The following is a 6,664-nucleotide window of genomic DNA, read 5'->3' as shown; positions in this document are numbered from 1 at the left end:
GACTCGAAGTACTCCTCCAAGCTTTCCTACCGAATCAACACCCGGGACCGGCAACCCACACGGAGGGTCGAGCCCAAGGTCATCACTCTGCATCCCGGGATAGTTCACTAATCAAGCAACGGCATTGCGTGCCTGGAGGAAAGTGACAGACAGTCACAGCCAGGCCGGTCTCGGCAGCGAAGTCAGCGAGCTCGGCCTTCCACAACCGGTAGCGGCAGCTGTTGGAACCGCCGGCGTCCGCGGTGACCAGCAACCGGGTCGCACGCGGATAGCCTGCCTGGCCGCGGGCCTGCCACCAGCCACGGATCGAGGCGACGGCGAAGACCGAGGTGTCGTGGTCGACCCCGACGTTCACCCACCCGCGATCGGCGGTCATGTCATAGATGCCGTACGGGATGGCGTGCGGCACGTCCGGGCCGGTGAAGAAGAAGCTGTGGTCCTCGACCTGGACCGGATCGCCTTGGGGCCGCCACTGTCGGCCGGGGTTCGGCAGATCGCCGAGCTGTTCCTTCTTCTTCGCATCGACGCTGATCACTGGCTGGTCGGCTGCCTGATGTTCGATGACCTGCTCGTTGATGTAGTGGAACTGGGCGTCCCGGTCAGGGTGCTGTTTCCCCTCCAGCGTCTTGGCGTTGGCCTGCAAGCTGAAGCCTTGCTCCTTCAACAGCCGGCCCACCGTCGGTGCGGACACCTGATGGCCCTGCCTGGCCAACTCCTCAGCCAGGTTACGCAATGACTTGGTCGTCCACCGCAGCGGCGACATGGGATCCCCGCGCTCATCCGGCTTAACCATCCCCAGCAGCGCCGGCACCAGCTGCGGGTCCAGAACCTCGGCCAAGCGCCGGCCGCCGCCAGATCTCCTGATTCGCCCTTCCGGCAGGGGCTCTCCGCCGGCCTCCAGCTCGAACACGCCGTTGCGGACAGTTGTCTCGCTGACCCGGGCCGCCTGCGCCACCGCCCGCACCCCGCCGTGCCCAAGTAACCGGGCCTCCTGCGCCAGCACCAGACGCTGCTGCCGTTCGTTCAAGTGCGGGAACAGCACCCCGAACCGCAGCGCGAGCTGCCCGCGGACCTCACTGGATATGCCCATACCGGCTCAACGAGTCCCGCGAGGAAAGGCAACATGTTGAATCTTTACGACTCCAGTGGGTGCGGCAGCGCTCCAGGCGGTCCCGGGCAGCGCGGCGCCGATCGCCTCGACTTGACCCACAGCAACGGCAGGACGGGGCAGGGGTGCCGGGCCACGTCTCGCGTCGGATGGCTGGACTGACGTACCGGCTCGCTGCTGACGGGCGTCCCGTAACGGCGGGGCAACGGAGATGATCTCTCATACCGTCGGTGTGGTCGCGACCACTGACACCGTCCGCAGCGGCCCGGTAACGCCCATCTGGACCTGCTCGGGGCGGGCGGCGCCCACTGACGGGTGCTGGCGGTGCTGAGATTCCTGGAAGGAAACGGCTGACCCCGGGCGCCCGGCGAAGACCCGGCCGACGCCGGGGCGGCGAGGAGGTTGGTGTGCGGGGCCGACGGAACCGGGTAACGTTGTCATGTTCTTCCAGACGCCGATGTACGAGTGAGAGCGTGATGGGCCTCTGCTGACGTCCCTCGACGTCGCCGCCCGTCCCCCACCGATGAATCCGTAGATCACTTCACATCATTACCGGGAGAACCCGTGACCGTGAGCAAGAACATCAACAATCCCGTGGGCATGGGCGGCGGCCAGCGCAAGAGGCTGTCCCGCGCCGAGCGGCAGAACAACGGTCCGCACCGCAACCTCGACCGTCAGGGTGCAGCGGACCAGAAGGCAGAGCTGCTGCGCAAGATGCGCGAGAAGGCAGGCGCAGCTGAGGGCACCGGGCAGGCGGGCGACGACACCGCACAGAGCTGACGCACCGCCGCCGCAGAGCGGCACCGGGGCAGGGCCCGGACCGCGACACGCGGTCCGGGCCCTGCGGCCGTATCGGGGCTCTGCTGCCGCACCGGGCGCGGCCGGTCCCGCTCCGCTCTCAGCCGAGCAGACATAGTGAGCTGGCTTACCGAAGCGGATCAGACATCCCGGCCTCGGAGTTTCGCCGCCAGGCTGGCCGGGCGTACGGCGCCGGGGCCGAAGCGGGCGTTGGCCTTGTCGATGGCCGGTTCGATGGCGAGGCGGTTCTCCCGGACTTGGTCCAGGCTCATCTGGTGTGCGGCGGTGTGGGCGGGGCGGAGTTGTTCGGCGCGCAGGGTGAGGGATCGGACGCGGGCGCGCTGCAGGCCGAGTGCCGCGTAGAGCTCGTAGGCGGCGGCACGGATGTCATCCCCATGTGCTGAGGCTTCGGGCAGGGATCGGGTTCGGGTGCTGGCCGAGTGGTCGGCGTAGCGGGCCGTGAGGAACAGGGCGCCGGCGATCTGCGCCTGTGACCGTAGCCGGGAGGCGAGCTGGTCGCTGAGGCCGAGGAGTACGCGTCGGTGCTGGTCGGGGTCGAGTTCGTCGCGGTCGAAGAGGTGCTCGGAGGTGATGGAGCGGGCGACGGGTTGCGGAGTGACGGGGCGGGGGTCGCGGCCGTGGGCGAGGTCGTACAGGGCCCGGCCCGTGGTCGCCCCCAGCAGCCGCTGGGTCGTGAGCAGCGGCGCGTCGGCGAGGTCTCCGACACGGTGCAGACCGTGCCGGGTCAACGTCTTCACGGTGGCCGGCCCGACGCCGGGCAGTGCGCTGACGGGTTGAGGGCGCAGGAACATGGCGATGTCGTGCGGGTCGGGGCCGATGACGGTGATGTCGCCGGGCGGCGTCACGGCGGCGGCCATGCCGGCCAGCAGCCGATTGCCCGCGATGGCGAGCGTCACCTGGACGCCGTGAAGAGCCACCACCCGTAGGCGGATCAGTTCAGCGATATCCCGGGGGCTGCGGTCGAAATAGCGCAGCGCACCGGTGAGGTCCATCTGCGCACCGTCGGGTTCCAGCGCCTGGACGCGGGGACTGATGTTCTCCAAGAGCTCCAAGAGGTGCTGGTACAGCTCGGGGTCGTCGCGCGCGTTCCCGTGGAAGTGCGCGTGCAGGATGTGGCGCTGTACCGGCTGCATGAGGGTCACCCGCCCGCGCTTCCTGGGCTGGTGTGGCCGAGTCTGGTCAGGTTCGCGGAACGGGTGCCGGCGGGCTGCAGGTCGGCCCACGGGTGCAAGGTGGCGCCGCTGGTTCCGTTGGCGAGGGTGCGCTGCGGGGGCTGGGCGGGGGTGCTTTCGGGACGGGTGGTGTCGCCCAGGAGGCGCAGGACGGCTTCGGGTCCGTCGTCGCGGCGGGCGGCGGCGAGGGCTTCGAGGTCCCAGACCCGGGTGCCGACCACGGTGCGGCGCGGTCCCCGGCGCTGGACGGTGCCGCGGACCAGGAGCAGACCGCTGTGGAAGATGGTGTGGGCACAGGCGGGGTGGGAGTCTTCGAAGAACGCCAGATCGACCAGTCCGGAGCCATCTTCCAACGTCACGAAGATGATGCGCTTGCCGGACGCGATGGGCGGGGTCTGCGTCGAGGCGCGCACCCCCGCCACCAGGACGGTCTGGCCGGATTCGAGGGCGCCCAGGTGGGCGGCGTCGGTGGCGCCGACCTCGCGCAGCAGTCGGTGGTGGTGCTCCATGAGGTGCTGGCTGACATCAATGCTCAGGGTCTCGAGCTCGGCACCCAGCGCTTCGCGGCCGGTCATCTCGGGCAGCCCGCTGGGGGCGGAGCTGGTGCTGATGTCCTGCAGCGGTAGCTGCCCGTCACCCTGGTGGCCTCGGGCGTGGCGGTGTAGTTCGGCGATCTGCAGGAGCAGATCCCGGCGGGTCAACGAGCCACGTAGGGCGTCCAAGGCGCCGACTTCCGCGAGGCGTTCCGCGGTCGGCCGTGCCGGGCGGGCGCGCTGCCACACGTCCTGCAGCGAGGCGTAGGGCTGGGCGGCCACCAGCCGGGCGACCTGGTCGTCGCTGATGCCTTTGACCGCGGACAGCGCCAACCGCACACCCCAGGTTCCGTCGGGCATCGGCTCCACGGTGTGGGTGGCCTGGGAGTGGTTGACGTCGACGCTGAGGACGGGCACGTTGTGGCGGCGGGCGTCCGCGACGATCACCCGCTTCGGCCACATCCCTGGGTCGTGCTCCAGCAGCCCTGCGTACAGGGCAGCGGGATGGTGGGCCTTGAGCCAGGCGGACTGCAGCGCCGGCACCGCGAAGGCGACGGCGTGTGCGCGGCAGAAGCCGTAGGCGCCGAACGATTCGATGATCTCCCACACCTCGTCCAGCACCGCCGGGGTGTAGCCCCGGGCTCCGGCCTCGCGTAGGAACCAGTCGCGCAGTTTCGGCAGCCGGTTCTTGTCGCCCAGGGCGCGGCGGGCGATCTCGGCCAGGGAGCGGTCACAGCCCGTGAGGGTCGCGAGCATGTCGATGATCTGCTCGTGCCAGATCGTCACCCCATAGGTGTCGGCCAGCACCGGTTCAAGATCGGGGTGCGGATAGGCGGGGGCGGCGCCATGGCGGGCGGCGATGTACTGCGCGGGCATCCCGCCGGCGACCGGGCCGGGGCGGAAGAGGCTGATGTCGGCGATGACGTCCTGCGGGTCACGCGGCTGCAGCCGGGCCAGAAGGTCTTGTTGGCCGGGGCTCTCCAGCTGGAACAGGCCGATGGTGTCGGATGCCTGGATCAGCTTGAAGGCGAAGAAGTCATCGAGCGGCACCTGATGGCTGTCGTCGAGATCAATGTGCTGGCCGGTGGTGCGCTGGATCTCGGTGACGGCGTGCGCCATGGCGGACTGCATCCGCACCCCCAGCACATCCAGTTTGATCAGCCCGAGGTCTTCGACGTCCTCCTTGTCGGCCTGCACCATCGGATATCCGCCGGGTGTGGGTTGCACCGGGAGCCGGTTCAGGAGGGTGGCGCTGCTGACGATGACGCCGCACGGGTGCATCGCCATCCCTCGCGGCAGCGCGTCCAGTCCCTCAGCGAGCTCCCACAGCGGCCCGAACTGGCCCGCCACCGCAGCTAGTTCGCGCAGTTCCGGCAGCTCGGCCATCGCTGAGGTGATGTCGCAGGCCCGGATGTGCGGAAAGGATTTCGCGATGCGGTCCACCGTGTGCGGGGCGATACCCAGGGCCATCCCGGTGTCGCGGAGCGCGTGGCGGGCGCGGTAGGTCTCGGGCATGCCGGTGACCGCGACGCGGTCCGTGCCGAAGCGTTCGATGATGCGGTCATAGACGTCCAGGCGGCGGGCGGACTCCACATCGATGTCGATGTCCGGCAGCGAGGTACGTCGAGGGTTGAGGAACCGTTCGAAGAGCAGGTGATGTTCCAGCGGGTTGGCGGTGGCGATGTACAGGGCGTGATTGACCATCGACCCGGCCCCCGAACCACGGGCAGCCACCCGAATGCCCATCTCCCGCACATCGGCGACCACGGCCGCGACGGTGAGGAAGTACGTGTCGTACTGCAGGCCCGCGATGACCGCCAGCTCCTCCTGAAGCCTCTGCACCGCGGCCGGATCGCGGTCCAGGCCGCGTCGGACCATGCCCGCCTCACACCGCTCCCGCAGCAACGCCGCCGCCTCAGCAGGACCGGTACCCGCGCCGACCACGCCCGGCTCGGGAAAGTGCGGGGTGCCCAGCCCCAGATCGGCCACCGGATCGACCCGGCACCGCACCGCCGTGCCTGCGGTCTCCGCCATCAGCTGCTGTGCGCGCTCCGGCCCGGCACCGGCGGCTTCGGCGATGCGGTCGGCGGCCGCGGTCATTGATGCCGCGTCCTTCAGCCACCGCTCCCCCGTGTCGAGGCGCCGGCGGTCGATGGGGCGCAGCAGCCGGGCGGCGTCCAGGACGTCCGCGAGGCGGTGCTGGTCGCGGTCGGCGTAGCGGACCGCATTGGTGAGCACAGCCGGGATGGTGAGCCGGTCGGCCAGAGTCAGGGTGCGGCCGGCCAGCCGCAGCGAACCGGGTCCGGTGCCCTGCAGCCCGAACCACACCACCTCCATCCGCAGGTTGTCGCCGGCCAGGTCCCGCCACGGGGCGAGGAGCTGCTCGGCCAGGTCCTCACGGCCGGCGGTCAGGGCGCGGACGGGTTCGGAGACCGGGCCGAGCAGAACCGTCAGCCCCTCCCCCGCGTGCTGCCCCAGGGCCGACCAGGACACCACCGGCAGGCCCGCGACCGTATCCGCGTACGCGGCGGAGATCAGGCGGCACAGGCGCGCCCACCCGTCGGCGTTCTGCGCCAGCAGCGTCACTCGCAGGGGCGCCTCCACCACATGGGCACCGCCGCGCACGGGGGTCCGACGACGAAGCTGTGCCCCGAGGGGCGCCTCGCAGTGAGGTGCGACGGCGATGTCGACGCCGAAGATCGGGCGGACGCCGCGGGCGTCGCAGGCCTTGGCGAACCGTACGGCGCCGGTGACATTGTCACGGTCCGTGAGCGCCAGCGCACCCATGCCGCGCTCCGCCGCCCGGCGCACGAGGTGATCGACGTGCGCGGCACCGTAGCGGGCCGAATAGCCCGACGTGGCGTGGAGGTGCGTAAACGACGACATCCGCACCTCCAGTGCTCACCCACACGCCCTCCCCACCGGAAGCACTCCGTCGCATCTCCACCATAACCCCCCATCCGTACATTCGTTCGATTGAGACTCTCTGTCACCACTCGCATCAGCTTGGCCATGGGACTGCAGTGCGGTCG

At 70.0% G+C, this 6,664-nt stretch carries 3 protein-coding genes and 1 pseudogene; 1 reads left to right on the top strand and 3 read right to left on the bottom strand.

Translation table 11 applies throughout. From position 1 onward, the window contains the following. Window positions 1-127 precede the first annotated feature (127 nt). Window positions 128-1,090, bottom strand: a pseudogene (locus O3W51_RS19795) (ISAzo13 family transposase); the annotation flags it as partial. A gap of 582 nt (window positions 1,091-1,672) precedes the next feature. On the opposite strand from O3W51_RS19795, the gene O3W51_RS19790 reads away from it, so the two are divergent. Then, entirely contained in the window at window positions 1,673-1,888 is a 216-nt protein-coding gene (locus O3W51_RS19790) for a DUF6243 family protein (protein WP_187145197.1), read from the top strand. A gap of 158 nt (window positions 1,889-2,046) precedes the next feature. On the opposite strand, the gene O3W51_RS19785 is transcribed toward O3W51_RS19790, so the two are convergent. Together O3W51_RS19785 and O3W51_RS19780 are read right to left on the bottom strand one after the other, a co-directional pair. Further along, window positions 2,047-3,060 (bottom strand): DNA polymerase Y family protein, encoded by a 1,014-nt coding sequence (locus O3W51_RS19785; protein ID WP_269287087.1) that lies wholly within the window; start codon window positions 3,058-3,060, stop codon window positions 2,047-2,049. Between the two features lie 5 nt (window positions 3,061-3,065). After that, window positions 3,066-6,518, bottom strand: a complete 3,453-nt coding sequence (locus O3W51_RS19780; protein ID WP_138351882.1) for a DNA polymerase III subunit alpha — start codon at window positions 6,516-6,518, stop codon at window positions 3,066-3,068. Between the last annotated feature and the right edge of the window lie 146 nt (window positions 6,519-6,664).

It is taken from the genome of Streptomyces sp. H39-C1, from assembly GCF_027158125.1.
Classification (GTDB): Bacteria; Actinomycetota; Actinomycetes; order Streptomycetales; family Streptomycetaceae; genus Actinacidiphila; species Actinacidiphila fildesensis.
This window is presented reverse-complemented; position numbering and strand designations above follow the sequence as displayed.

Coding starts and splice junctions, on each gene's coding strand:
- O3W51_RS19785 (WP_269287087.1), bottom strand. CDS start 3,060: ATGCAGCCGGTACAGCGCCACATCCTGCACGCGCACTTCCACGGGAAC.
- O3W51_RS19780 (WP_138351882.1), bottom strand. CDS start 6,518: ATGTCGTCGTTTACGCACCTCCACGCCACGTCGGGCTATTCGGCCCGC.